The organism is Moraxella sp. CTOTU46934 (assembly GCF_031979465.1).
Lineage (GTDB): Bacteria > Pseudomonadota > Gammaproteobacteria > Pseudomonadales > Moraxellaceae > Faucicola > Faucicola tetraodonis.
The window spans coordinates 29,397-55,176 of sequence record NZ_DALZEG010000004.1 but is presented as its reverse complement, the minus strand read 5'-3'; the positions used below and the strand labels follow the sequence as shown (position 1 = coordinate 55,176).

19 protein-coding genes are annotated in these 25,780 nt (G+C 44.4%); 18 read left to right on the top strand and 1 reads right to left on the bottom strand.

The annotated features are described in order from the left end of the window. The first annotated feature begins 144 nt into the window (after positions 1–144). Complete coding sequence (gene nfuA, locus RTN07_RS04935) at positions 145–762, top strand: Fe-S biogenesis protein NfuA (protein WP_050324879.1); 618 nt, start codon at positions 145–147, stop codon at positions 760–762. A 133-nt stretch (positions 763–895) separates the two neighbouring features. On the opposite strand, the gene gltA is transcribed toward nfuA, so the two are convergent. Beyond that, positions 896–2,182 (bottom strand): citrate synthase, encoded by a 1,287-nt coding sequence (gltA, locus tag RTN07_RS04930; RefSeq protein WP_050324880.1) that lies wholly within the window; start codon positions 2,180–2,182, stop codon positions 896–898. Between the two features lie 779 nt (positions 2,183–2,961). Here gltA and sdhC point away from each other — a divergent pair. From sdhC to RTN07_RS04845, 17 genes are all read left to right on the top strand, one after another. After that, complete coding sequence (sdhC, locus tag RTN07_RS04925) at positions 2,962–3,351, top strand: succinate dehydrogenase, cytochrome b556 subunit (RefSeq protein WP_100274133.1); 390 nt, start codon at positions 2,962–2,964, stop codon at positions 3,349–3,351. Continuing rightward, complete coding sequence (gene sdhD, locus RTN07_RS04920) at positions 3,351–3,686, top strand: succinate dehydrogenase, hydrophobic membrane anchor protein (protein ID WP_036594948.1); 336 nt, start codon at positions 3,351–3,353, stop codon at positions 3,684–3,686. The genes sdhC and sdhD overlap by 1 nt, the downstream gene beginning before the upstream one ends. A gap of 98 nt (positions 3,687–3,784) precedes the next feature. After that, positions 3,785–5,647, top strand: coding sequence for a succinate dehydrogenase flavoprotein subunit (gene sdhA / locus RTN07_RS04915; protein WP_312176440.1), 1,863 nt, complete (start codon positions 3,785–3,787; stop codon positions 5,645–5,647). A 76-nt stretch (positions 5,648–5,723) separates the two neighbouring features. After that, a complete protein-coding gene (locus tag RTN07_RS04910; RefSeq protein ID WP_007115066.1) occupies positions 5,724–6,434 on the top strand; it encodes a succinate dehydrogenase iron-sulfur subunit in 711 nt (236 codons plus the stop codon). Positions 6,435–6,861: 427 nt separating this feature from the next. Next, complete coding sequence (locus tag RTN07_RS04905; RefSeq protein WP_203172417.1) at positions 6,862–9,804, top strand: 2-oxoglutarate dehydrogenase E1 component; 2,943 nt, start codon at positions 6,862–6,864, stop codon at positions 9,802–9,804. 140 nt (positions 9,805–9,944) lie between these two features. After that, the gene (odhB, locus tag RTN07_RS04900; RefSeq protein ID WP_007115064.1) at positions 9,945–11,180 is read left to right on the top strand and encodes a 2-oxoglutarate dehydrogenase complex dihydrolipoyllysine-residue succinyltransferase; all 1,236 of its coding nucleotides are present in this window, start codon (positions 9,945–9,947) and stop codon (positions 11,178–11,180) included. An 87-nt stretch (positions 11,181–11,267) separates the two neighbouring features. Beyond that, positions 11,268–12,716, top strand: coding sequence for a dihydrolipoyl dehydrogenase (lpdA, locus tag RTN07_RS04895; protein WP_312115401.1), 1,449 nt, complete (start codon positions 11,268–11,270; stop codon positions 12,714–12,716). 205 nt (positions 12,717–12,921) lie between these two features. Continuing rightward, complete coding sequence (gene sucC, locus RTN07_RS04890; RefSeq protein WP_007115062.1) at positions 12,922–14,097, top strand: ADP-forming succinate--CoA ligase subunit beta; 1,176 nt, start codon at positions 12,922–12,924, stop codon at positions 14,095–14,097. A gap of 87 nt (positions 14,098–14,184) precedes the next feature. Further along, a complete protein-coding gene (gene sucD, locus RTN07_RS04885) occupies positions 14,185–15,087 on the top strand; it encodes a succinate--CoA ligase subunit alpha (RefSeq protein ID WP_007115061.1) in 903 nt (300 codons plus the stop codon). Positions 15,088–15,300: 213 nt separating this feature from the next. Continuing rightward, positions 15,301–16,188: a UTP--glucose-1-phosphate uridylyltransferase gene (locus tag RTN07_RS04880; protein ID WP_312176265.1), complete on the top strand. Its 888-nt coding sequence runs from the start codon at positions 15,301–15,303 to the stop codon at positions 16,186–16,188. 17 nt (positions 16,189–16,205) lie between these two features. Beyond that, positions 16,206–17,852, top strand: a complete 1,647-nt coding sequence (gene pgi, locus RTN07_RS04875; RefSeq protein WP_312176264.1) for a glucose-6-phosphate isomerase — start codon at positions 16,206–16,208, stop codon at positions 17,850–17,852. A gap of 40 nt (positions 17,853–17,892) precedes the next feature. Beyond that, entirely contained in the window at positions 17,893–19,155 is a 1,263-nt protein-coding gene (locus tag RTN07_RS04870; RefSeq protein ID WP_312176262.1) for a UDP-glucose 6-dehydrogenase, read from the top strand. 8 nt (positions 19,156–19,163) lie between these two features. Beyond that, on the top strand, positions 19,164–20,198 hold the full coding sequence (galE, locus tag RTN07_RS04865; protein ID WP_312176260.1) for a UDP-glucose 4-epimerase GalE: 1,035 nt from the start codon (positions 19,164–19,166) through the stop codon (positions 20,196–20,198). A gap of 247 nt (positions 20,199–20,445) precedes the next feature. Continuing rightward, positions 20,446–21,405 (top strand): 16S rRNA (cytosine(1402)-N(4))-methyltransferase RsmH, encoded by a 960-nt coding sequence (gene rsmH, locus RTN07_RS04860; RefSeq protein WP_312176257.1) that lies wholly within the window; start codon positions 20,446–20,448, stop codon positions 21,403–21,405. Positions 21,406–21,546: 141 nt separating this feature from the next. Beyond that, the gene (gene ftsL / locus RTN07_RS04855; protein WP_312176254.1) at positions 21,547–22,095 is read left to right on the top strand and encodes a cell division protein FtsL; all 549 of its coding nucleotides are present in this window, start codon (positions 21,547–21,549) and stop codon (positions 22,093–22,095) included. Positions 22,096–22,107: 12 nt separating this feature from the next. Next, a complete protein-coding gene (locus tag RTN07_RS04850; protein ID WP_312176251.1) occupies positions 22,108–24,177 on the top strand; it encodes a peptidoglycan D,D-transpeptidase FtsI family protein in 2,070 nt (689 codons plus the stop codon). 19 nt (positions 24,178–24,196) lie between these two features. Next, positions 24,197–25,774: a UDP-N-acetylmuramoyl-L-alanyl-D-glutamate--2,6-diaminopimelate ligase gene (locus RTN07_RS04845; RefSeq protein WP_312176248.1), complete on the top strand. Its 1,578-nt coding sequence runs from the start codon at positions 24,197–24,199 to the stop codon at positions 25,772–25,774. The last annotated feature ends 6 nt before the right edge of the window (positions 25,775–25,780 follow it).

Here is a 25,780-nt window from a genome sequence, read left to right as displayed (position 1 = left end):
TGGCTAGATTCAAGTTTTGACTTAACTAAAAAATATTGTGACGACCCTTGATAAGCCAAAAAATCACCCCCAATAAAATCCGAGTAAATTACTCAAGTTTATGCTAAAATATGGGTAAAAATTGATGACAAGCTAGGGTGACATATGAGCGATACAGAAAAAACCACAAATATCAAAATTACCGATTCAGCGCAAGGTTATCTGACTGAGTTATTGGCAAAACAAAATACTGACGGCATCGGCGTGCGTATTTTTGTTGAACATCCAGGCACGCCGCGAGCAGAATGCTGTATGTCATATAGCCAGCCAGATGAACACAATCCTGACGATTTAAAATTGGATTATGAGACATTCACCGCTTATATAGACACCCCATCTATTCCTTATCTTGAAGATGCGGTGATTGATTACAATAAAGACCGTTTTGGCGGTCAATTGACATTCCGTGCGCCCAACTCAAAAGTGCCAAAACTGGGTGAAAATGCGAGCCTAGAAGAGCGTATCAATTACGTGTTGTCTTCAGAAATCAATCCAAATCTAGCATCGCATGGCGGTAACGTGCAATTGGTGGATTTGGTACATGAAGAAGGGGTTGGTATCACCGCCGTGCTTAAATTTGGCGGCGGCTGTCAAGGCTGCTCCGCCGTTGATATGACGCTAAAACAAGGGGTTGAAGTCTCGCTAAAACAGCAAATACCAGAATTAACCCAAGTGATTGATGAGACTGACCATACTTATACTGCCAATGCGTTTTATAAGTAAGGTGAAGAGATTGGCAAGTTATAGTTAAATGAAAAGGGCGTTGCAAAACGTCCTTTTTTATTGATTAACATCTAATAATAAAAAACCCAGTGTAACACTGGGTTTTGGTTCGAAACATTTTTGAAGCATTGGCTTAATCGCGGTCTTCAACAGCCACAAAATCACGTTGTGTGTAGCCAGTATATAACTGACGTGGACGACCGATTTTGTAAGGTGCAGAGTGCATTTCTAACCAATGACTAATCCAACCAGAAGTACGTGCTAAAGCAAAGATTACGGTAAACATAGAGGTTGGAATACCGATGGCTTTTAGAATGATACCTGAGTAAAAGTCAACATTTGGATATAGGTTACGCTCTTTAAAGTACGGGTCATTCAAGGCGATTTGTTCAAGCTTCATTGCAAGTTCAAGTTGTGGATCTTTGATACCAAGCTCGCCCAATACTTCGTCACAAGTTTCTTTCATCACTTTGGCGCGTGGGTCAAAGTTTTTATAAACACGGTGACCAAAGCCCATTAATTTCACTTCTTTACGTTTGACTTTTTCCATGAATTCGTCAACGTTGTCTACGCTGCCGATTTCATCAAGCATTTTAAGTACAGCTTCGTTGGCGCCACCGTGTGCAGGTCCCCAAAGAGCCGCAATACCTGCCGCAATACAAGCGTATGGGTTAGCGCCCGTAGAGCCTGCTAGACGTACAGTTGAGGTCGAGGCATTTTGTTCGTGGTCAGCATGTAAGGTAAAGATTTTATCCATCGCTTTTGCCAGGATTGGATTGACTTGATAGTTGACATCCGCTGGGGTTGCAAACATCATGTGTAAGAAGTTTTCAGCGTAGTTTAAATCATTACGCGGATACATGAATGGCTGACCATTGCTGTATTTGTAGCACATGGCGGCGATGGTAGGGACTTTTGCAATCAAGCGAATCGCAGTGATTTCACGATGGTCTTGTTTGCTCACATCAAGATTGTTGTGGTAGAACGCAGATAACGCACCCATCACACCAACCATAATCGCCATCGGATGAGCGTCACGGCGGAAACCTTCAAAGAAACGACGTAATTGGTCATTTACCATTGAATGTTTACGAACTTTTTCATAGAAATCGGCTTTTTGCTCAGCATTGGGTAATTCACCATGAATGAGTGCATACGCAACTTCTAAGTATTCTGCTTTATCAGCTAATTGGTCAATTGGGTAACCACGGTGTAATAAGATACCTTTATCACCATCAATGAAGGTGATTTTTGATTCAGTGGAAGCGGTTGACATGAAACCTGGATCGTATGTCCAAAAACCAGCTTGGGGTACGGCCTTAATATCGAGTACAGGATCGCCTAATGTTCCTTCAATGATAGGAAGCTCATAGTCCTGGCCATTGACGTGCAAGGTTGCAATATTGTCTTTCTCTGACATAAAATCCTCTCAGACGTGTAAAAAAAGAAGACCTATACTTGCTCAAATGCATTGGCGCAATGACAAGGATAGGTGAATGCCCAGCCACACAGAGACGTGCAGGGCGACTTTATTAATAGCGAAAAAATAGCGAAAACCCAAAACTAAAACATATCTATATTAACAGCATTTTTGCCAAAAATGAAAGTAAATTTACGCCTTACGCGTACAAACAGTTAGTTATAATTAACAGGAGTTAGCTAAAACTATGCTCTCTGCTACTGACATTCTATCGACCCTTGATGCGGTTAAATATCTAGATAGGTAAGTCTCAAAACGCGTAATCTTGTCAAATTATTTCTGAATTTTAATAGTGGGCTACAGTGGTTTGATAAAAGATGGTTTTTTTTCTGTTTTTGTTTGTATTTGTAATCAAAGACTCTTATAATTATAAAAATTTTACTGGTGGCTAGCTTTGTATTATTAATATTTGCTAAACATAATTTACTTTTTAGCTTTGTGATTTAACAAAATTAAAAAGTAAATTGTGGGTGGCTTTTTGTCGATTATTAGTTGGTAATTTATTAGTTTTTAATTGTGAGATACGATTAGGTTTGCGGCTAATAACTATCTATTCTGTGAATAATCCAAAGTACGCTAGCTATTCCTTATCTTCGATTTACCTGTTTTTTGACAGGCTATGTGATTCATCAAATCCTACAAGTGATTTGAAGTTCGTGCTTGATATTTTGGATATTGGCATAGCGATAACACAGGTAAGTTATAACTGCGAATAAAGGATGCCCGCTGTGAAAAGCAACCGACCGATTGACCTTCCTTTAAGCCAAGTAATTAATGTTAATTCAAAAAACCCAATTGCTTTGGCTTCAATTACCCACCGTGTTTCTGGTGTGGTGCTATTTCTCCTAATTCCTGTGATGTTATGGATTTTTCAAACGTCGCTTGCCAGTGCTGAAGGCTTTGCAGATATTTTCACGAGCCCCTTGGTGAAGTTTTTGGCTTGGATCTTTGTGGCTGCATTAGGCTACCATTTTGTGATGGGTTTCAAACATTTATTTGCCGACATGGGCATGAATGAAGAATTAAACAGTGGTCGTACTGCGACATTCATTGGCTTTGTACTTGCAGCGCTTTGGGTTGTGGGTTCATTTGTATGGGTGATGTTCTAATGAAAAGTGCAACAGGTTTAACAGGCTCAGGCTCGCGCGATTGGGTGGTACAACGTATTAGTGCGGTTGTATTGGCAGTTTATTCATTGGTGATGTTGGGCTGGTTCTTAACCCACCAACCAACGTTTGAATTATGGCAAGGCTTTATGCTAAGCCTACCAATGCGCTTATTTACGCTATTGATGATACTAGCATTAGTGGGTCATGCGTGGGTAGGGATGTGGACTGTATTAACAGACTACGTTAAGTCAAATGGTTTACGTTTTGTGCTGCAATCTGCCATGATTCTTGCAGTCTTGGTTTATTTATTTTGGGGCGTGATGATTTTCTTCTAAACATCCTGTTAGATAAATTTTGTTAACGTATTTATCGATTTTGACATCCATGGCTTTTCAAGTATGTGTATGGATAGAATCGAACCATCATTTAGGAAATTAAAGCAATGGCAACAAAACAAGACAACACCATTAGCAATATTCAAACCTTAACCTTCGATGCGGTTATCGTTGGCGGCGGTGGCTCTGGTATGCGTGCGTCGCTACAATTGGCGCGTGGCGGTATGAATGTTGCGGTATTAACCAAAGTGTTCCCAACGCGTTCTCACACGGTTGCCGCGCAAGGTGGTATTGGCGCAAGTTTGGGTAACATGAGTGATGATAACTGGCATTTTCACTTTTATGACACCATCAAAGGTTCTGACTGGTTAGGTGACCAAGACGCCATCGAGTATATGTGCCGTGAAGCACCAAAAGTGGTATATGAACTTGAGCATATGGGTATGCCATTTGACCGTAACGCGGACGGTACGATTTATCAGCGTCCCTTTGGCGGCCATACTGCCAACTACGGTGAAAAAGCGGTACAACGTGCGTGTGCGGCAGCTGACCGTACAGGTCATGCATTATTGCATACGCTATATCAAAAAAATCTTGAGCAAGGCACAGAGTTTTTTATCGAGTGGATTGCGCTAGATTTGGTCAAAGATAGCAAAGGCGACATTAACGGGGTTATCGCGCTGGAGCAAGAAACAGGTCGTGTTGCCGTATTCCAAGCGAAAACAACTGTCCTAGCAACGGGGGGTGCAGGTCGTATTTTCGCTGCGTCTACTAATGCCTTTATTAACACCGGTGACGGTCTAGGTATGGCAGTGCGTGCAGGTATTCCACTACAAGATATGGAATTTTGGCAATTTCACCCAACAGGTGTCGCGGGTGCGGGCGTATTATTGACAGAAGGTTGTCGTGGTGAAGGTGCGTTACTTCGTAATAAAGATGGCGAAGCCTTTATGGAGCGTTATGCACCAACCCTAAAAGACTTAGCACCTCGTGACTTTGTATCACGTTCAATGGACCAAGAGATCAAAGAAGGTCGTGGTTGTGGTCCACAGGGCGATTACGTAGTACTTGACATGACGCACTTAGGTGTGGATACCATCATGAAGCGTTTACCATCGGTTTATGAAATTGGTAAAAACTTCGCGAACGTTGACATTACCAAAGAGCCAATCCCAGTTGTACCGACTATCCATTACCAAATGGGCGGCATCCCGACCAATATTCATGGTCAAGTTGTCATGCCAGATCTTGAGGCAGGTACGGATGCGGAAGGTTTATACGCCGAGCAAAAAATCGTGAAAGGCTTATATGCAATCGGCGAATGTTCATGTGTATCCGTTCACGGCGCCAACCGTCTAGGTACTAATTCACTACTTGATTTGGTAGTATTTGGTCGTGCAGCGGGTCAACATATCATTGATGAGTTCCACGCCGCTGACCGTCATGACTATGAGCCGTTATCACCGCGTGTTCTTGACAAAACCTTGGCGCGTTTGAATGTGTTACAGCAATCTACTCAAGGGCTAAATGCGCAAGATGTGGCTGACGAAATCCGCCGTACCATGCAACAACATGCGGGTGTATTCCGTACCCAAGCGTCAATGAATGAAGGTGTACAAAAAATCTTGGCACTTGAAAGTAAGGTCAATAGTCTTCACCTAGCTGATAAATCGCAAGTGTTTAATACCGCCCGTATTGAAGCGCTTGAAGTGGCGAATCTCTATGAAGTTGCCAAAGCGACAATGATTTCAGCTTCCCTGCGTCAAGAATGTCGTGGCGCGCACACCGTCGTTGACTACGAACGTGCGGCAGATGATTCGTATGCGCCGCTTGGTCGTAATGACCACGAATGGATGAAACATACCCTTTGGTTCTCTGAAGGTAACCGTGTTATCTATAAACCTGTTCGTAAGAGCCCACTGACTGTAGACTATGTTGAGCCAAAAGTGCGTACATTCTAATTAATATTTTTTGGTCTTTGCAAACTGTTGTAAAGACCCTATAAACCAATACCATAAACGTGTGGAGTTTAGCATTATGAGCAGAGGTACTCGCACCATCGAGATTTTCCGCTACGATCCAGATAAAGACGCAGCACCCCGTATGCAGACATACCAAATTGAGCTTTTAGACTCTGACCGTATGTTATTAGACGTACTTGTCCGTTTGAAAAAAATGGACGAAACCATCAGTTTCCGCCGTTCGTGTCGCGAAGGTATTTGTGGCTCTGACGGTATGAACATCAATGGTAAAAACGGTCTATCATGTCTTATTAACATGAACACGCTACCACAAAAAATTACTTTACGCCCGCTACCTGGTTTACCTGTGGTGCGCGACTTAGTGGTAGATATGAACCAATTCTATGAGCAATATGAAAAAGTTCATCCTTACTTGATCAATGACCAGCCAGCACCACCGACTGAACGTCTACAATCACCTGAAGACCGCGAAAAGTTAAACGGTCTATATGAATGTATTTTATGTGCGTGTTGTTCAACCAGCTGTCCATCATTCTGGTGGAACCCAGATAAGTTCTTAGGTCCATCAGCCTTGTTGAATGGCTACCGCTTTGTGGCAGATAGCCGTGATACTAGCACACAGGAGCGTTTAGCGCGTTTAGACGACCCATTTAGCTTGTTCCGTTGCCGTGGCATCATGAACTGTGTGTCGGTTTGTCCAAAAGGCTTGAATCCTACCAAAGCGATTGGTCACTTACGTAACATGCTGTTAGACCAAGCAGGTTAGTACCACAGTTTGGTGACAAAAAAGCTCTGTATCGACAGGGCTTTTTTTATTGAGATGTGATAAATTCATAGTAATTGGCTATCTATTAATTAAAGTAATAAATCATATCCCAATATCATAATATTTTTTATACCTTTTCAGCCTAATGAATGAGATAAATTATCATGAATTTTGTATAATATACGATAGGTATCTATAGGGAATATTCATTTAGATTTTCTAAGGAAGGAGAAAACTAACTTTCACATTACTCTTCTTTTACTACCATTTGATAGCTATTTCTCCACACGCCAAGCGGCGTGAGTTGCTATATTTAGTAAATGAATGGTAACTATTACCTTAACAAAATTTTTTGTTAATTATAAAAATGCTAGGCTATTCCCTAAAATTTTTATTTCCACCTTTAAATACTACAGTAGAAAGAATCATGGCTAACCAAAACCAAACTTCTGTCTCATCTGCTCAGTTTACTGAACTGTCAGCAGATAACGCAGTCTATCTTGAATCACTCTATGAACAGTATCTTCAAGATCCACAAAGCGTTGATGAAAAATACATTCCTTATTTTGCGCAGTTTGCCAAAGATGATGATAAAAACGCCCTTCACCATACTATCCAAGACCAATTTTTGCTATTAGCTCGCAATACCACTGCCCACAAAGTTACTGGTCAATCAGCTGCAGGCGCTGTCAGCCCTTCTGAAATTCGCGAATTTGCGGACAACCAAATGGGCGTGCAAAAACTGATTACCAGTTACCGCCGTCGTGGTCATCGTATTGCTAATCTAGATCCATTAGGACTGATGCCACGTCCAGAAGTTGAAGAATTGACTTTGGCGTATTATGGTCTTTCTGAAGCGGATTTAGACACTGTTTACCCTGTCAGTGACCTAAACATTGGTAAAGACAAAGCCACACTGCGTGAAATCATCCAAGTGTTGGAGCGAGTTTATTGTAGCAGCATTGGTGCAGAATATTTCCATGTGACCACTGCCAAAGAAAAACGCTGGATTGAAAAATACCTAGAGCAAAATCTTGGCTATGTCAAATTTGACAATGAAAAACGTAAATCTATCCTTGAGCGTTTGACAGCAGCGGAAGGATTAGAAAAATACTTAGCGCGTAAATATACCGGTGTGAAACGTTTTGGTCTTGAGGGTGGCGAGAGCTTTATCCCAATGGTCAATGAGATAATTCAGCGTGCGGGTGAAAACGGTACCAAAGAAATGGTTATCGGTATGGCGCACCGTGGACGTTTAAACTTATTAGTGAATATTTTGGGTAAAAACCCCAAAGATTTGTTTGATGAGTTTGATGGTAAAAAACAACCGACCGTGGGTTCAGGTGACGTAAAATACCACAATGGTTATTCATCTAACGTAATGACACCGGGCGGCGAAGCACACTTAGCCTTGGCATTTAACCCCTCGCATCTTGAGATTGTATCGCCTGTATTGATTGGTTCAGTGCGTGCCCGCCAAGTACGCCGTCAAGATAAAACCGGTGATGCCGTTTTGCCAATCGTGGTACACGGTGACGCTGCGTTCGCCGGTCAAGGTGTCAACCAAGAAACTTTCCAAATGTCACAAACCCGTGCCTATTCAACAGGTGGTACGCTGCATATTATTATCAATAACCAAGTGGGTTTTACCACCAGCCGCTTAGAAGATGCGCGTTCAACTGAATACTGTACCGACATCGCCAAGATGGTACACGCACCGATTTTTCATGTAAACGGTGACGATCCAGAAGCCGTGGTATTTATGGCACAGCTTGCCCACGACTATCGCCAAACTTTCCATAAAGATATCGTGATTGATATGTACTGTTACCGTCGTAACGGTCACAATGAAGCGGATGAGCCTTCCGCCACTCAGCCACTTATGTATTCGGTCATCAAAAAACTGCCAAGTACTCGTGAGCTATTTGCCAATAAATTGGTTGCTGAAGGCGTTATTAGCAAAGCAGAAGCTGTGGCTTTTGAAGATGACTACCGTGAGTCGCTCGATAAAGGCGAATATGTTGCTAGCGCCTTGGTGCGTGAGCCAAATAAAACGCTGTATGTAGATTGGACACCTTATATTGGTCATAAGCTTGAAGACAATTGGGATACGGGCGTTGATATCAATAAATTAAAAGCTTATGGTGAGAAAATGGCGCAAATGCCGGAAGGCTATGAGCTACAACGCCAAGTGCAAAAGGTGGTTGAACAGCGCAAAGCCATGCAAACCGGTCAAGAGCCCTTGAACTGGGGCGCGGCAGAAACCTTGGCTTATGCGTCACTGGTAGAAGAAGGCTACCCTGTCCGTATTACGGGTGAAGACGTGGGTCGTGGTACTTTCTCGCACCGCCATTCAGAACTGTTCAACATGAAAGACGGCAGTATGTATGTACCGCTTGCCAACATGAGCCCTAACCAAGCACGTTTTGACACCTTCAACTCATTATTGTCAGAAGAAGCAGTATTGGCGTTTGAATACGGTTACGCAACGACGGTACCTAATGCGCTAGTGATTTGGGAAGCACAGTTCGGTGACTTTGCCAATGGTGCACAAGTGGTTATTGACCAATTTATTTCATCAGGTGAAACCAAATGGCAACGTCTATGTGGTCTGACCATGTTATTACCACACGGCTATGAAGGTCAAGGTCCTGAGCACTCATCAGCGCGCCTAGAGCGTTTCTTACAGCTATGTGCTGAAGACAACATGCAAGTGATGACCCCAACTACACCTGCACAGATTTTCCATGCCTTGCGTCGTCAAGTGGTTCGCCCAGCGCGTAAACCGCTGATTGTGATGTCACCAAAATCATTGCTACGTCATAAATTGGCAGTGTCAACGCTTGAAGAGCTTGCGCAAGGTCAGTTCCAAACCGTGATTCCAGAGATTGACCAACTTGATAATAACCAAGTGACGCGTTTAGTGTTGTGTGGCGGTAAAGTATATTATGACTTGCTTGAAAAACGTCGTGAATTGGGTCTTAACCATGTGGCGATTGTGCGTATCGAGCAGCTTTATCCATTACCTGAAGCACGTATTTTGGAAGAAGTGGCAAAATATCCAAACCTTGAAGGTATTGTTTGGACACAAGAAGAGCCACGTAACCAAGGTGCTTGGTACTATCTAGCACCGCACTTATTCCGTTTGATTGCACCACCAAAACCCGCGACTCGTCCGACTAAAGCCTACTTGCTTGAGCCAGTGGCTCGCCCTTCATCGGCAGCACCTGCCGCAGGTTCGATGCAAATGCACGTTGCCCAACAACAAAAAGTTATCAACGAAGCATTGGGTTTGCCAAAGAATGAAGATTCAACCGAAGATAAGCTAGAAGCTAAAGCGGAAATCGCAGAAAAACAAGCGACTGACTAAGCGTTTTAAAGGATTAGTACTTAATAGATGCGTACTAATCCTTCTTGGTTTTTGGTATAGGCAATTGCGCCGAGTGCTAAGACAACAATGAATTTAACCCATTAAAAATGAAAGAATGTGAAATTAACTAGGAGTTTTCCATGAGTGAGATTAAAGTCCCCGTTTTCCCAGAATCCGTTGCTGACGGTACAATTGTTGCTTGGAATTTTAATGAAGGCGATCAAGTAAGCCGTGACGCTGTATTGTGTGAAATCGAAACCGATAAAGTTGTGATGGAAGTGGTGGCACAAGCTGACGGCGTGCTTAGCAAAATTCTCAAACAAGTTGATGACACAGTGCTTTCTGCTGAAGTCATCGGTGAGCTGACTGAAGGCGCAACCGCGGCTGCACCAGCAAGCCAACCTGCTGAAACCCAAGCACCGGCTGCCCAAGCTGAAGCCGCGCCTGCAGCTGCACAACAAGCGCCTACCGCTCAAGCGACTGCTGAAGCAGATTATAAAGACCAAAGTCCAGCGGTTCGTAAAGCCGCGAATACCACAGGCGTCAATCCTGCAGACGTTGAAGGTTCAGGTCGTGGCGGCCGTGTGACCAAAGAAGACATGGCAAACCCAACCTTAAAAGCCAACAATGCAATTAAAGCAGACAACGGTCAAGTGGTTGCCAATGCCGTCGGTCAACGGGCAGACAAACGTGTGCCAATGACACGTTTACGCGCCCGTGTTGCTGAGCGTCTGTTAGCCGCTACCCAAGAAACTGCGATGTTGACCACGTTTAACGAAGTGAACATGAAACCTATCATGGACTTACGTAGTGAGTTCAAAGAGCGTTTTGAAAAACGTCACGGTGTAAAACTAGGTTTTATGTCATTGTTTGTAAAAGCTGCTACTGAAGCGTTAAAACGTTTTCCAGCGGTAAATGCCTCTATTGATGGCAGCGATATCGTTTATCATGGTTATTATGATGTGGGTGTTGCGGTATCGAGCGACCGTGGTCTTGTGGTGCCGGTATTACGTGACACTGATCAAATGGGTATGGCAGATATCGAACGTGCGATTGGTAACTATGCGTCAAAAGCGCGTGAAGGCAAATTAGGCATTGAAGACATGACGGGTGGTACCTTCACCATTACCAACGGTGGTGTATTTGGTTCATTGATGTCAACCCCAATCATCAATCCACCACAAACAGCGATTTTGGGTATGCATGCTACCAAAGAACGCCCAATGGCGGTTAATGGCGAAGTGGTAATTCTACCTATGATGTACTTGGCATTGTCGTATGACCACCGTTTAATCGACGGTAAAGAAGCCGTACAATTCTTGGTCACTATCAAAGAATTGGTTGAAAACCCAGCGATGCTACTTCTCGATTTATAATGAAAAAAGCCTGTATTGGCAAAGGTTGATACAGGCTTTTTTGTTTAACAACTTTAACAATAACAACTCAAATTTTTGGTGAAGATTATGAAAGAAAGCTATGATTTGGTAATTATCGGTGGTGGCCCTGGTGGCTATGAAGCCGCAATCCGTGCAGGCCAATTGGGTATGAGCGTGGCTTGTATCGAAAAACGTATTAATAAGGGCGAGCCAGCGTTAGGCGGTACCTGTTTGAACGTCGGTTGTATTCCTTCAAAAGCATTGCTAGACAGCTCACATCGTTATGAAGCAACCAAGCATGACTTAGCCGACCACGGTATCACCACAGGTGAGGTGGCGATTGACATCAGCAAAATGTTAAGTCGTAAAGACGCTATTGTTAAGCAATTAACCGGTGGCGTGGCTGCATTGTTAAAAGGTAACGGTGCTGACTGGCTACAAGGTACAGGTAAATTACTTGATGGTAAAGGTGCGGATAAACACGTTGAATTTACCCCATTAGATGGTTCTGCGCCTACCACTATTACCGCTAAAAATGTGATTTTAGCCTCTGGTTCTGTGCCCATTGATATCCCTGTTGCCCCGATTGATAACGAATATATCGTTGATTCAACCGGTGCGTTAGACTTTACCGAAGTGCCTGCGCGTCTAGGCGTTATTGGTGGTGGTGTGATTGGTCTTGAACTAGGTTCGGTATGGCGTCGTTTGGGTAGTGAAGTGGTAGTATTTGAAGCCATGCCAGAATTTTTAGCAGCGGCGGACAAAGCCGTGAGCAAAGAAGCGGCAAAACTACTAAAAGCCCAAGGCATGGATATTCGTATTGATACCAAAGTCACTCAGGCTCAAGTAGAAAACGGTCAGGTACTTGTATCGTTCGACGCCAAAGGTCAAGCAGGACAAGAAACCTTCGATAAACTCATCGTTTGTGTGGGTCGCCGTGCTTATAAAGAAAACCTACTTGGCGAAAATTCAGGGGTAGAGCTCACTGAACGTGGTCTGGTAGCGGTGAATGACTTCTGTCAAACCAACCTTGATGGCGTCTATGCAATCGGTGACTTGGTGCGTGGTCCAATGCTGGCGCACAAAGCGATGGAAGAAGGCATGATGGCAGTTGAACGCATTCATGGTGAAAAAGTTCAAGTCAATTATGACACCATTATTAGCGTGATTTACACACACCCAGAAATTGCATGGGTGGGCTTGACTGAAGAACAAGCCAAAGAGCAAGGTCATGAAGTCAAAACAGGTCAATTCAGCTTAGCTGCCAATGGCCGTGCGTTAGCCGCTGGTGAAGGCCAAGGTTTCATCAAAGTGGTCGCCGATGCCAAAACTGACCGTTTATTGGGTATGCATGTCGTGTCAGCGGGTGCGGGTGATATCGTTCATCAAGGCATGATTGCGATGGAATTCGTATCAAGTATTGAAGATTTGCAGTTGATGACGTTTGCTCATCCAACCATTTCTGAAGCGGTACACGAGGCGGTGCTATCAGCGGATGGTCGTGCGATTCATGCGATTCAACGTAAGCGCAAATAAGCTAGTTCACAAGGAATTTGGCTCATAAGTAACTTAGTTCATAAGTAACTTAGTTTACAAGTAAATGGGCTAATTAGCTTATGCATCAATAGTTTGAATAAGGTAAGTGAGCTAACCTCATTATCAACTAGGTTAGCTCACTGTTGACGACAATATTCAAAAATAATTTTAAAACAATGTAAACCAAAACCGAGAGGACAAATTCATGAATTTACATGAGTATCAAGCCAAAGAATTATTAAAAAGCTATGGATTGCCAGTACAGGAAGGTATCATCGCTAAAAATGGCGACGAAGCCGCAGCAGCGTTTGATAAAATGGCAGGCAACGCCGGTGCCGTGGTTGTTAAAGCCCAAGTACATGCCGGTGGCCGTGGTAAAGCGGGCGGCGTAAAAATCGCTAAAACGCGTGAAGAAGCCAAACAAATTGCTGAAGAATTAATTGGTAAAAACTTGGTAACTTACCAAACTGACGCCAATGGTCAACCTGTTAACAGCGTACTTATCGCCGAAGACATGTACCCAATCGCAACTGAATTGTACTTAGGTGCAGTCGTAGACCGTTCAGCCCGTCGTGTGGTATTTATGGCGTCAACTGAAGGCGGTGTTGAAATTGAAAAAGTTGCCGAAGAAACCCCAGAAAAAATCTTGAAAGTAGAAGTTGACCCACTGGTAGGCTTACAACCTAGCCAAGCTCGTGAAGTGGCTTTCAAACTGGGTTTAAAAGACAAACAAATCAACGAATTTGCCAAATTGATGACAGGGGCTTATAAAGCCTTTACGGAAAATGACTTTGCGTTGTTTGAAATCAATCCATTAGCCGTTCGTAAATCTGGTGAATTAGCCTGTGTTGACGCCAAAATCGGTATCGACTCAAATGCCCTTTATCGCCTACCAAAAGTCGCTGAACAACGCGACAAATCACAAGAAAATGAGCGTGAATTAAAAGCCTCAGAATTTGACCTAAACTATGTTGCGCTTGAAGGTAACATCGGTTGTATGGTGAATGGCGCCGGTCTTGCGATGGCAACCATGGATATCATCAAACTATATGGTGGTCAACCCGCTAACTTCCTAGACGTAGGCGGCGGCGCGACCAAAGAACGTGTGGTTGAAGCGTTCAAATTAATTCTTGAAGACAAATCAGTCCAAGGCGTACTCATCAATATTTTCGGTGGTATCGTACGTTGTGACATGATTGCTGAAGCGATTATCGAAGCGGTAAAAGAAGTCAACGTTACTGTACCTGTGGTTGTGCGTCTTGAAGGTAACAACGCTGAAAAAGGTGCGCAAATCTTACGTGATTCAGGTCTTAAATTAATTCCTGCTGAAGGTCTTTCTGAAGCCGGTCAAAAAATTGTTGATGCGGTTAATAATGCCTAATGAAGAAAGTACAGGTATGAGCGAGTAGGGCTATGTGCCCTACTGGTTAATCGTTTAAATCAAACAGAAAAAGTAAAAGGAAAAACAATGAGCGTATTAGTTGGAAAAGACACTAAAGTATTAGTGCAAGGTTTCACAGGTAAAAACGGTACTCTACATTCAGAGCAATCAATTGCTTATGGTACCAACATCGTTGGTGGTGTTACCCCAGGTAAAGGCGGTACAACCCACCTTGATCGTCCAGTATTCGATACCATGGATGAAGCAGTAACAGCAACAGGTGCTAATGCTTCTGTTATCTTTGTACCCGCACCATTTGTATTAGACTCAATCGTTGAAGCGATTAACTCTGGCGTAAAATTGATTGTGGTCATCACCGAAGGCGTACCTACCCTAGATATGCTAAAAGCCAAACGTTACTTAGAAAACGTCAACGCTGACCTACAAGCCAAGGGCGAAGAAATCATCCGTATGGTTGGCCCAAACTGTCCAGGCGTGATCAGCCCAGGTAAATGCAAAATCGGTATCATGCCAGGTCACATTCACCAAGAAGGTAAAGTCGGTATCATCTCACGTTCTGGTACATTGACTTATGAAGCGGTGGCTCAAACCACTAAACTTGGCTTTGGTCAATCAACCTGTATCGGTATCGGTGGTGACCCAATCCCAGGTATGAACCAAATCGATGCATTGAAATTGCTTCAAGACGACCCACAAACCGAAGCGATTGTATTAATTGGTGAAATCGGTGGTACGGCTGAAGAGGAAGCGGCTGCATACGTTAAAGACCACGTGACTAAACCCGTCATTGGTTATATCGCAGGTGTCACAGCACCAAAAGGTAAACGTATGGGACATGCCGGTGCGATTATCTCAGGTGGTAAAGGTACAGCAGAAGAAAAATTCAAAGCCTTTGAAGAGGCTGGTATTGCTTATACCCGTGACCCTTCAAAAATCGGTGAAAAAGTAAAAGAAGTCACTGGTTGGTAATGATCGGCTATTTTGACTAATCAAAAGCAGATAATCATTGGGTTATCTGCTTTTTTATTATCCGCTGGTGTTAGCAAACGCTGGTGTGAGAAAAACACCCTCAATCAATTTTAATAATGCCTTTAAAATATTCGGGCAGATAAAATATTTGCCATAAAAATATGTTAAGCTTGATATCAACTATTTGAACAACTTGTCTTATTAAGAGTCACTATGTCGACAAAAATCACTCACGCTGTTATCCCTGTGGCAGGGTTTGGCACGCGTATGCTACCACTATCAAAAGCCGTGCCAAAAGAGTTGCTACCGCTTGGCAATAAGCCAGCCATTCAATATGTCGTTGAAGAAGCGATTGCCGCAGGTTTAACCAATATTGTCTTGGTCAATCATGCGCAAAAAAACGCCATTGAAAACTATTTTGATATCAATAGTGAGCTTGATACCCAGTTACGCGCTAAAGGCAAAGCGGCGCTAGCAGATAGTTTAAACTGGCTACCTGCAGGGGTCACAGTTACCAGTGTGCGCCAAGGCAAACCGTTAGGATTAGGGCATGCCGTCTTGCAAGCCCGTGCCATTGTAGGTGATGAACCGTTTGCTGTGCTGTTACCCGATGTGATTTTGAACCCTTATAACACTGACTATACTCAGCAGAATTTAGCCTACATGCTACAGCAGTTTGCCAAGCAGCAACATTCACAGATATTGGTTGATCCTGTCAAAGAAAGTGATATTCATAAATATGGCATTGCCAAGCTAGCCAGCACACAAATGGTAGCAAAGTCTGAACAAAACCAGTCGTTTGCTGTGATGGGGTTTGTGGAAAAGCCCAAAGCTGAGGACGCGCCTTCTAACTTGGCTGTCGTTGGGCGCTATGTGTTTAATAATGCTATTTTTGAGTATCTAGCCAACACACAGCCAAGTGTGGGTGGGGAAATTCAGCTGACCGATGCCATTGATGCGCTTATTAGCACGCAAGGGGTAGACGTGGTTAGCATGGTGGGTAACAGTTTTGATGCAGGTGACATGAATAGCTACTTACAAGCCGTGGGTTATTTTGCCACTCAATTGGGTATTGAAGCGTTTCAACATACAGCAAATTAATATAGGGTCATAGACGAATGTCAACCGATAAAAGTGCGAATCGTACATGGCAAACACTGTCTACTCAAGCAGATAGTATGGCCACGCTTAATCAATTGTTTAGCCAACAATCCAATCGCGGCTTACAGTACCGCGTTGCCGCGTGCGACATGATCATGGATTTTAGTAAACAAAAAATTGATGCGGCTGTGCTTAGTAATTTAATCACACTGGCAAATGAGCGTGAGTTAGCGCAAGAAATCCATCGGCTGATGACAGGCGAAATCGTGAATGATACTGAGCATCGCCCTGCGCTGCATACCGCGTTAAGACAGCCGCAAGGCGAGCAGGTTTGGGTCGAAGGTGTCAATGTCATTGAGCAAGTGCATACCAGCTTACAAAAAGCGGAAAAGTTGGTAGAGCGGATTCGTAATGGGGTCTGGCGTGGTTATTCTGGTCAGGCAATCACCGATGTCGTAAATATCGGCGTCGGCGGCTCAGATCTAGGGCCTGTGATGGCAACAACGGCACTAAAAGAATGGACAGATACCCCTATCAGTGTGCATTTTGTCTCCAATATGGATGGCACCCAGCTTGATAGTTTGCTCAAGGTATTAAATCCGCAAACCACGCTATTTATTATCTCGTCGAAATCATTTTCCACCATTGATACGCTGTCCAATGCCAAGACGGCGATGTCATGGTTGTTAGCCAGTCATGATAACAAAGCCACTATTTTGCGTCGTCATTTTATTGGGATTTCTACTAAAGCCGATAAGATGTCAGAATGGGGTATCCATGTCGATAACCAACTAATGCTCTGGGATTGGGTTGGGGGTCGATTCTCCATGTGGTCGGTGATTGGACTGGCGATTGCCATAAAAATTGGCATGCACAATTTCTATGAGCTGCTAGCAGGTGCCTATGCGATGGATCGGCATTTTGCCACCGCCGATTTTTCTCAAAACATGCCTGTGTTGTTAGGGCTACTCGGTGTTTGGAACAGTACGTTTTTACACATTAACGCCCATACGGTTTTACCTTATGATGGTCGGTTATCTTTTTTTCCCAATTATTTAACCCAGCTTGAGATGGAGAGTAACGGTAAATCCGTCAATCGCCAAGGTGAGGCAGTGACTTACAGTACTTGTCCGATTTTGTGGGGCGATATTGGCTCCAATGCCCAGCATGCGTTTTATCAGTTGTTGCATCAAGGCACACAGGCAGTCAGTTGTGATTTTATTGCGCCCATCAAACGCTACGCCGATGCCCAAACAATCAATAAAAACTTGCTTGAGCAGCACGGACTTTCGCTTGCCAACTGCTTAGCGCAAAGCCAAGTGCTGGCGTTTGGCAATGCCGCCATCAAAGACAGCAATAATGGTATGGATAAATTCAAACATTATCGCGGCAATCAGCCGTCAACGACCATTTTACTCAAACAGCTGACCCCAAGAACGTTAGGGTCATTGATTGCGCTGTATGAACACAAAGTGTTTGTCATGTCAGTCATTTGGCAGATTAACCCATTTGACCAATGGGGGGTTGAAGTGGGTAAAGTGATGGCTAATGCAGTCTTCGATGCCTTGGTATCAACGCAAGAATTATCGCCGCAACAAGCGCAGCCATTTGACAGCTCAACCAACCAGTTGCTAAATACCATTAAAACAACCTTTGCAAGCTGATGAATGATAGGGATAAAAGAAGAAAACGATGACAAAAACAATGACAAAAACTGTATATGTAATTGGCAGTACCAATGAATCAATCAATGCTTGTATTTTGCTTGCCACCCTCGAATACCAAGTTAGGCTATTGACCGATGACGATAGCCTTCAGCAGGTCATGAATGATTACCAGTTTGATCGGCAGATGGTGCTACTGTGGCAGTTGTACCAATCTCAAGGCAACATCATTACCCAGCCTTTGCCAACCCATGATTTTTCAGCGTATGTCAGCGCAGATGATATTTGGTTGTTTGTCGATGGTGTGTCAGCGCAGGCGCTTGACCAATTTGGCTCATTTCATTTTAACCCCACCACCCAGATTATCATCAGCGGTGCCAAAGCCATGGGTGAGATTGAACAATTCGCGCGCAAATTGACGACTACTTGGGTGTATTATCTTCCCTTTATTTTTATGAAAGACGGGGCGAATTTTAGTTCTTTTTTCCAAGCTGATTTGGCACTGATTGGCGAAAAAACGCAAGGCAGTAGCGCGTACAACAACATTTTGCTGTTTTTTATTGAAAAAAGTGACAAGCACTTTATTACCGATATCAAAACGGCAGAATTTGCGCGCAGTAGTATCATGGGAATGCTGGCAACACGCTTGTCTTTCATGAATGAAATGGCACGTCTCGCCGCCAGTGAACAGGTCAATATCAAACAAGTCGAGCAAATCCTTGGGCTTGATAAACGCATTGGTAAAGATTATCTCAAAGCAGGTTGGGGATTTGGTGGCAAGTCATTACCGCTAGAATTGGATTTTTTGATTGATGGTTTTAAGCATAACCAAGTAGAGACGTCGTTGCTAGAGGCGGTAAAATCCATTAATGAAGACCAAAAAGAACTGATTTTCCGTGAATTTTGGCAATATTTTGATGGCTTTATCGAAAATAAAACGGTGATGATTTGGGGTTCAGGCTATCGTAATGGTACAGGACGCACCACCCATTCAGCGTTTCATCCACTGATCAAATTATTATGGTCATACAATATCAAGACGATTGTGTATGCCAACAATACCAAAGAAGAATTGTTAGAGTTATATGGTAATCATCCGCTGTTTTCATTGACCGACGATGCCTATGCGCCGCTTACGCAAGTGCAAGCGTTGTTTATCGTCAATTGGTCGCTACCGGTCAAGCCAGATATCAATCGTTTAAATAACATTGCATTACCCATTTTTGATGCAAAAAATACGTTAACCGAACCACAAATTCAGCAGCTCGTTGGCTTTTATACGGGTATAGGCTGTAAAAAATAGGCAAAACAATGATAAATCAAAGCAAAAAAATCTTAGTGACTGGCGGGGCAGGCTATATCGGCTCACATACGTTAATTGAGCTAATTGCCGCAGGATTCACCCCTGTGGTGTATGATAATTTATCCAATAGTAGCCCAGCCTCACTGGCGCGTGTCCAGCAAATTGTAGGGCAATCCATTGAGTTTATCGAAGGCGATATTTTGGACACACAGCTGCTTGCCAAAACCTTTGCCTCGCATGACTTCACTGCGGTGATTCATTTTGCAGGGCTAAAGGCGGTTGGTGAATCGGTTGCCAAGCCACTGTGGTATTATCAAAACAATGTTGCAGGCACGCTCAATCTACTCGATGCGATGACTAGCGCCCAAGTAAAAAACTTGATTTTCTCGTCATCCGCAACCGTTTATGGTGACCCAGAAGCCTTGCCGATTGTCGAATCCTCACCGCGTTCTGCGACCAATCCGTATGGGCAAAGCAAGCTGATGATTGAACATATGCTCGAAGACTTGGCAAAAGCAGATAATCACTGGCAATTAATTTCACTGCGCTATTTTAATCCCATTGGTGCCCACCATACGGGAACCATAGGGGAAAATCCCAATGGTATCCCGAATAATTTGATGCCGTATGTCAGTCAAGTGGCAGTGGGTAAGCTGCCGCAGTTAAGCGTGTTTGGCAATGATTACGATACCGTGGATGGGACAGGCGTGCGAGATTACATCCATGTGGTTGATTTGGCAAAAGGGCATGTCGCCGCTTTACAGTATTTGGAACACCAAACCCAGCTTGGATTTGAGCCGATTAACTTGGGTACAGGTAAGGGAACATCTGTATTAGAATTGGTCAATGCCTTTATTAAAACCACTGGTCAACCCGTGCCTTATAGCATAGCACCAAGACGACCTGGCGACATTGCCAGTTGTTATGCCAGTAGTGATAAAGCCAAGCATCTGTTGGGCTGGCAAGCTGAGTTTGATATCGAGCGTATGTGTACCGACACTTGGCGTTGGCAAAGCCAAAATCCTAATGGCTATGACGATTAAGCGCCCCTTTAATATTAGCGAGTATTAACGAATATTAATGACGGTTTTATGACCGTCTTTTTTATCGGTAGGTTTTATCAAAGATGAGCATTTTTATCATAAAAACCCAGTCAAGGTTATGATTTTACTTGACCTTAGGCTCGCTTCAGCGATAATAGGGGATTAGATAAATTATGCTTTTTATTTGTTTTCACCCTAGCGATTGTTTAGCGAATTTCTTTTTTCTTATTGTCCCATTGAGCCTGTTATGACTGTTAGCGCACCTGAATTTATCCATGAAACCGTTTTATTAAAGGAAACGGTAGCAAGTGTGCTCAATGTAACTGTAGCGGCGCTAGAAACAGGAATCATCAAAAAAACGGGCACCTTTGTCGATGCGACATTTGGGCGCGGTGGGCACAGCCGATTGCTGTTAACTTATTTGGATAAAGACAGTCGTCTGCTCGTGTTTGATAAAGACCCCCAAGCCATACAAACGGCGCAAGCATTGGCAGCCAGTGATGCGCGCGTGATAGTGATTCATGATAGTTTTGCCAAACTGCAAGACAATCTGCAGCGATTAGGGATTGAACAGGTCGATGGGATTATGGCAGATTTGGGCGTGTCCTCACCGCAGCTTGATGACGGTAGCCGCGGCTTTAGCTTTATGCGCGATGGCGCGGTTGATATGCGCATGGATACCAGCCGTGGCGAATCGGTCGCCCAATGGTTAAAACGCGTCGATGAAACTGTGCTTGCCGATGTGCTGTATAACTATGGCGAAGAACGACACAGTCGCCGTATTGCAAGGGCAATCAAACAAATGGAGCACTATGATTCTACCCTAGCGCTGGCAGAAACCATCAAACAGGCGCATCCCAACTGGCAAAAAGGCAAGCACCCTGCCACCCAAAGTTTTCAAGCCATGCGTATTTTTATCAATAATGAACTCGGTGATATCGATAGCTTTTTGGATCAATCGCTCATGGCGCTTAAGGTAGGGGGACGCTTGGCGGTGATTAGTTTTCATTCGCTAGAAGACCGCATCATCAAGCAGTTTTTGCAAAAACACAGTAAAGGTCAATATCCTGAAGATGCCAATTTGCCGATGCCACCCAAACGCCCCAAACTCCTGTCTAAGCCTGAGCGTGTCGCCCCGTTGGATACGGAAATAAAAACCAACCCGCGCGCTAGAAGTGCTTGGCTTCGTTCCGCCACCCGACTGTAAAAATCGCCGTTTTTGTAACATGATATTTATAACAGACAATAAAAAACGATTGCATTAACCAAACTTAGATGGGTTGCGTTATAATGACTTGTTTTATCTTGATACCCTGCTCTTTGATATAAAAAGCTCTTTGATATAAAAATGCCAAAATCTCAGCCCCTGCCTCCCATGACGAGTGACCCCATGTCAAATGGCCGCGATAACCAAAATTCGCCGAAAAAAACTCGTCTTTTCTCCGCCAAAAATAACGACGCAACGGTAAAAAATAACACGACGATGAAAAAAAGCAGTGAAGGCTTGGGTGCCAGTATTAGCGAGATGCTCGATACTGAGTATCGCGGCGTTAGTCTATATGCGGTTGCGATGATGCTATTAGTGATTGCGATTTTGTGGACAGGGGTGAGCGTCGTCGAGCAAATCCAAACTTATCACCAACAATATGGCGAGCTGCAAAAACTCAAAAAACAATTTCGCCAGCTGCAAATGGAACACCAACGTATGCTGATTGAGCAGCAAACTTTTAGTGCTACCCCGCAAGTGACCAACCGCGCGGTGACCGAACTCAATATGTTTTACCCTAACTTGTCCGATCGTATGATTATTCACGACAACAAAGTCACGGTATTTACTAGTGACGCCAGCAGCAACGAGTCAAACACTCCAGCTATCAATCCAGAAACGCAGCATTGATGAGGCAACCGCGTGAATACTCGTAATAAAAAATCGATAACCACCAAAGTTGCCAATACCATGTCAGGGCGACCCACCAAAGTGCCTGTGCTCAAAGTCACTGCCCCTAAAAGAAATGCGTCAAAGCGTCGTAGTGGGGCGTCACGCCAAGGCAGCATTGAAGAAGATGCCATTCGCTTTAAGTCCATTTGGATAGCGATGGGGCTGGTATTTGTAGCGATTTTTGGGCGATTGGCATACATCCAAGTCATTAATAAGTCCTACTATCAAGGTAAAGGTAATTCGCTCATTACCACCGTCAAAAAAGAGCCGTCTTACCGGGGTATGATCACCGACCGCAATAACATGCCGCTTGCGATTTCAGCGCCATTAACCTCTGCGTATTTTAGTCCGCATGATTATGCGGTGGAATACTATGAGCTCAAAGCGCGCCAACAAGAATTGCAAAAGTCTAAACCGAGTAAATCGGTCAGCCGTGAGCTTGAGCGCGTTGCAAAACGCTTGCAGAACATGGATTTAGCAAAACTTTCGGCATTGACAGGCATTAGCGTCAGCGAATTTAAAAATGCGGTACGTATCAATGACAACATCAATCTTGCCGATAAAGAGGCGGTAAAAGCTGTATTGCCCACGGGCGCAGGGTCGCATTATTTTCCATTGATGAAAAATGTGCAACCTGAAGCAGCACAGCCGCTCATTGATGCCAATTTTGCTGGGGTCAGTACCGACACGTTTTATCAGCGCTACTACCCACAGCCACAGCCGAATGCCCAATTATTGGGCTTTATGGCGCGTACCAACATGACAGATGGCACGCATTACCAAGGGCAAGCTGGGGTAGAGCGCGTATTTAATGACATGCTATCGGGCAAAGATGGCGAAGTCATGGTCATGCGTGATGCCAAAAACAACAGCATTAAAGAAATCGAACAAGTCAAACCTGAAGTCGCTGGCAAGGATTTACAATTAACCGTTGATTCACGGCTACAATATATCTTGTACCAAGAACTTGAAAAAGTCGGACGGGTGCAGCAGGCGCGCTGGGCAGCGGGTATGATTGTTGATGTCAACTCAGGTGAAGTGATGGCGATGTCCAACTGGCCGTCGTTTAACGCCAATGACTTAAATAGCTTATCCAATGAAAACCAGCGTAACCATGCCTTGATGGATGTATTTGAACCCGGTTCGGTGATGAAACCCATCACCGTTGCCACGGGCTTAAAGTCAGGACAGTACAATGCCAACTCACTGGTTAATACCAGTCCAGGGAGCATGGTGGTGCAAGGGCATACTATTCGTGACCATGGCAATTTAGGCACCATTAGTCTGCGTACCCTACTGCAAAAATCGAGTAATATCGGCTCGGCAAAAATCGCCCTTTCTTTGCCTGCCACCGCGATGAGTGATACGCAAAAAGCCTTTGGGTTTGGCGCAAAAACCAACCTAAAATTACCCGGTGAATCTGCAGGTCTAGTGCCAACGCCTGAGCAAAATGAAATCGCACGCCGCGCAACTGTGTCGTACGGTTACGGTCTACAAGTTACGCTCGCCCAGCTTGCGCAGGCTTACAGTGTGCTAGGTGCAGGGGGCGTAATGCATCCATTGACGCTCCTTAAAAGTACCCGTGATAACGCGCTCAATAGCAGTAGTACCAATAATGTCTCCGTTCCTTTTGCCAAACCTGCCGCCAAGCAAGTCATCAAAACCAGCGATGCCCTTACCATTGTCGATATGATGACGTCAGTCACTGAGCCTGGTGGTACGGCAACCTTAGCGGCTATCGATGGCTATCGTGTGGCGGGTAAAACCGGTACGGCAAGACGCACCAATCCCAAAGGCGGTTATTATAACGACCAATACCGCACCGCGTTTGTCGGTATTGCCCCTGCTTCCAACCCACGTTTTGTGGTGGCTATCATGGTTGAAGACCCGCGTGTTTACAAATTTGGTGGTTTGGTTGCAGCACCCGTGTTCCGCAGTGTGATGAAAGAAGCCTTGCGTTTGTACAATGTGCCGTTTGACAAGCCGCTATCGGGTAAAGAAACCACTGCCGCCAGCATCGAAAGTGTCAATGACTTATAACAACCCTATGGAAAAAGCTATGATTACGTTGCAACCGATGATGTCTGCGCTATCGCTACCAGAAAGCGTGCGACAACTGTTAAACCCTGTCATGAATCAACCATTTGGGCAGTTTGTGGTCAATAGCCGTCAAGTGGGTCAAGGCGATGTATTTGTATTGCTAAAAAGTCAAAACGCGACCGATAGCCTAGATTTGGAAAAAGTTGCAGGTTATCTTGCCCAAGTCGCAAACAAAGCGGCGTTTGTATTGTCAGAAATTGATGTATCCGCGATCCAGTCGCAGTTTACGTTACCGATTATTTATTTACCCACCATTCGTGATTTTTTAGGTTCTCTGATTCAAACCAGTTTGCAACAGCAACATCCCACCAAGTTACCGGCGGTCATCGCGGTGACAGGCACCAATGGCAAGACCACCGTAAGTCAATTGGTCGCCCAACTCATCAGTCAATCGGGCATCAAAACTGCGGTCATGGGCACGGCAGGTAATGGCGTGCTTGGTGAAAAAGGGGCGCCCAATCTTACCCCAAGTACCCACACCACCCTAGAAGTCTTTAATCTGCAACATGCGATTGATGATTTTGCCAAGCAAGACGTACAAGCCTTAGCCATTGAAGCCAGCTCTCACGGATTGCACCAGCAGCGGCTGCAAGGCGTACCTGTCAATGTGGCGATGTTTACCAATTTAAGTCGTGATCATCTCGACTATCATACTGACATGGACGATTATGCGCAGGCGAAAGCGCGACTGTTTGATAAAGCGCATTTTCCCACCCTCACTCACGCGATTATTAATTTAGATGATGAATTTAGTGAATTGATGATTGAGGCAGCTAACGCCTCTAATTTAACCGTGTGGACGTATAGTTTGACCAATGACAAAGCCGATTTTTTTGCCAAAACCATCCTGCCTAGCTTGCAAGGGGGTGATTTGACCATTGCTCTTTCAAAGGCTGTCACGCCACAAGGTGAATTAACGGTGAACAGTCCATTGTTAGGGCGATTTAATGTGGCCAATTTGCTCGCGAGTATCGCAGGTGCCTTCGCGTTATCACAAAGTGCCGCGATGGGATTGAGTGTGGCGCAAATCCAAGCGGCAGTGCCAAAGCTTCGCGGCGCCACAGGTCGTATGGATCGGGTGCCATCGACCAGCAGCTGTTTTATCGTGGATTATGCGCATACGCCAGACGCGCTAGAGCAGGTGTTGACCAGTTTAAAATCGCACTGTACAGGTGAGCTGTGGGCGGTATTTGGCTGTGGTGGCGACCGTGATAAGGGTAAACGTCCACTGATGGCGCAAGCAGGACTGCGCCTGGCTGACAAAGTGATTTTGACTGCCGATAACCCACGCAGTGAAGACCCTAACGCGATTTTGAACGATATGCAAGCGGGCATGACTTGCCAGCAGCACTATCAAGCCATTATCGAGCCAGACCGTCAAAAGGCCATTGAATATGCGGTGCAGCATGCCAAGCCTAACGATATCGTGGTGATTGCAGGCAAAGGGCATGAAACCTATCAAGAAATCAAAGGGGTACGCCACGATTTTGATGATAAAGTGATGGTGAAAAATGCCATTGACAAATTTGGCAAATAACTTAGC

What these genes read in the sequence shown, in the direction of transcription:
- nfuA (WP_050324879.1), top strand. Translation starts at nt 145, where the DNA reads ATGAGCGATACAGAAAAAACCACAAATATCAAAATTACCGATTCAGCG.
- gltA (WP_050324880.1), bottom strand. Translation starts at nt 2,182, where the DNA reads ATGTCAGAGAAAGACAATATTGCAACCTTGCACGTCAATGGCCAGGAC.
- sdhC (WP_100274133.1), top strand. Translation starts at nt 2,962, where the DNA reads ATGCCCGCTGTGAAAAGCAACCGACCGATTGACCTTCCTTTAAGCCAA.
- sdhD (WP_036594948.1), top strand. Translation starts at nt 3,351, where the DNA reads ATGAAAAGTGCAACAGGTTTAACAGGCTCAGGCTCGCGCGATTGGGTG.
- RTN07_RS04910 (WP_007115066.1), top strand. Translation starts at nt 5,724, where the DNA reads ATGAGCAGAGGTACTCGCACCATCGAGATTTTCCGCTACGATCCAGAT.
- RTN07_RS04905 (WP_203172417.1), top strand. Translation starts at nt 6,862, where the DNA reads ATGGCTAACCAAAACCAAACTTCTGTCTCATCTGCTCAGTTTACTGAA.
- odhB (WP_007115064.1), top strand. Translation starts at nt 9,945, where the DNA reads ATGAGTGAGATTAAAGTCCCCGTTTTCCCAGAATCCGTTGCTGACGGT.
- lpdA (WP_312115401.1), top strand. Translation starts at nt 11,268, where the DNA reads ATGAAAGAAAGCTATGATTTGGTAATTATCGGTGGTGGCCCTGGTGGC.
- sucC (WP_007115062.1), top strand. Translation starts at nt 12,922, where the DNA reads ATGAATTTACATGAGTATCAAGCCAAAGAATTATTAAAAAGCTATGGA.
- sucD (WP_007115061.1), top strand. Translation starts at nt 14,185, where the DNA reads ATGAGCGTATTAGTTGGAAAAGACACTAAAGTATTAGTGCAAGGTTTC.
- RTN07_RS04880 (WP_312176265.1), top strand. Translation starts at nt 15,301, where the DNA reads ATGTCGACAAAAATCACTCACGCTGTTATCCCTGTGGCAGGGTTTGGC.
- pgi (WP_312176264.1), top strand. Translation starts at nt 16,206, where the DNA reads ATGTCAACCGATAAAAGTGCGAATCGTACATGGCAAACACTGTCTACT.
- RTN07_RS04870 (WP_312176262.1), top strand. Translation starts at nt 17,893, where the DNA reads ATGACAAAAACTGTATATGTAATTGGCAGTACCAATGAATCAATCAAT.
- galE (WP_312176260.1), top strand. Translation starts at nt 19,164, where the DNA reads ATGATAAATCAAAGCAAAAAAATCTTAGTGACTGGCGGGGCAGGCTAT.
- rsmH (WP_312176257.1), top strand. Translation starts at nt 20,446, where the DNA reads ATGACTGTTAGCGCACCTGAATTTATCCATGAAACCGTTTTATTAAAG.
- ftsL (WP_312176254.1), top strand. Translation starts at nt 21,547, where the DNA reads ATGCCAAAATCTCAGCCCCTGCCTCCCATGACGAGTGACCCCATGTCA.
- RTN07_RS04845 (WP_312176248.1), top strand. Translation starts at nt 24,197, where the DNA reads ATGATTACGTTGCAACCGATGATGTCTGCGCTATCGCTACCAGAAAGC.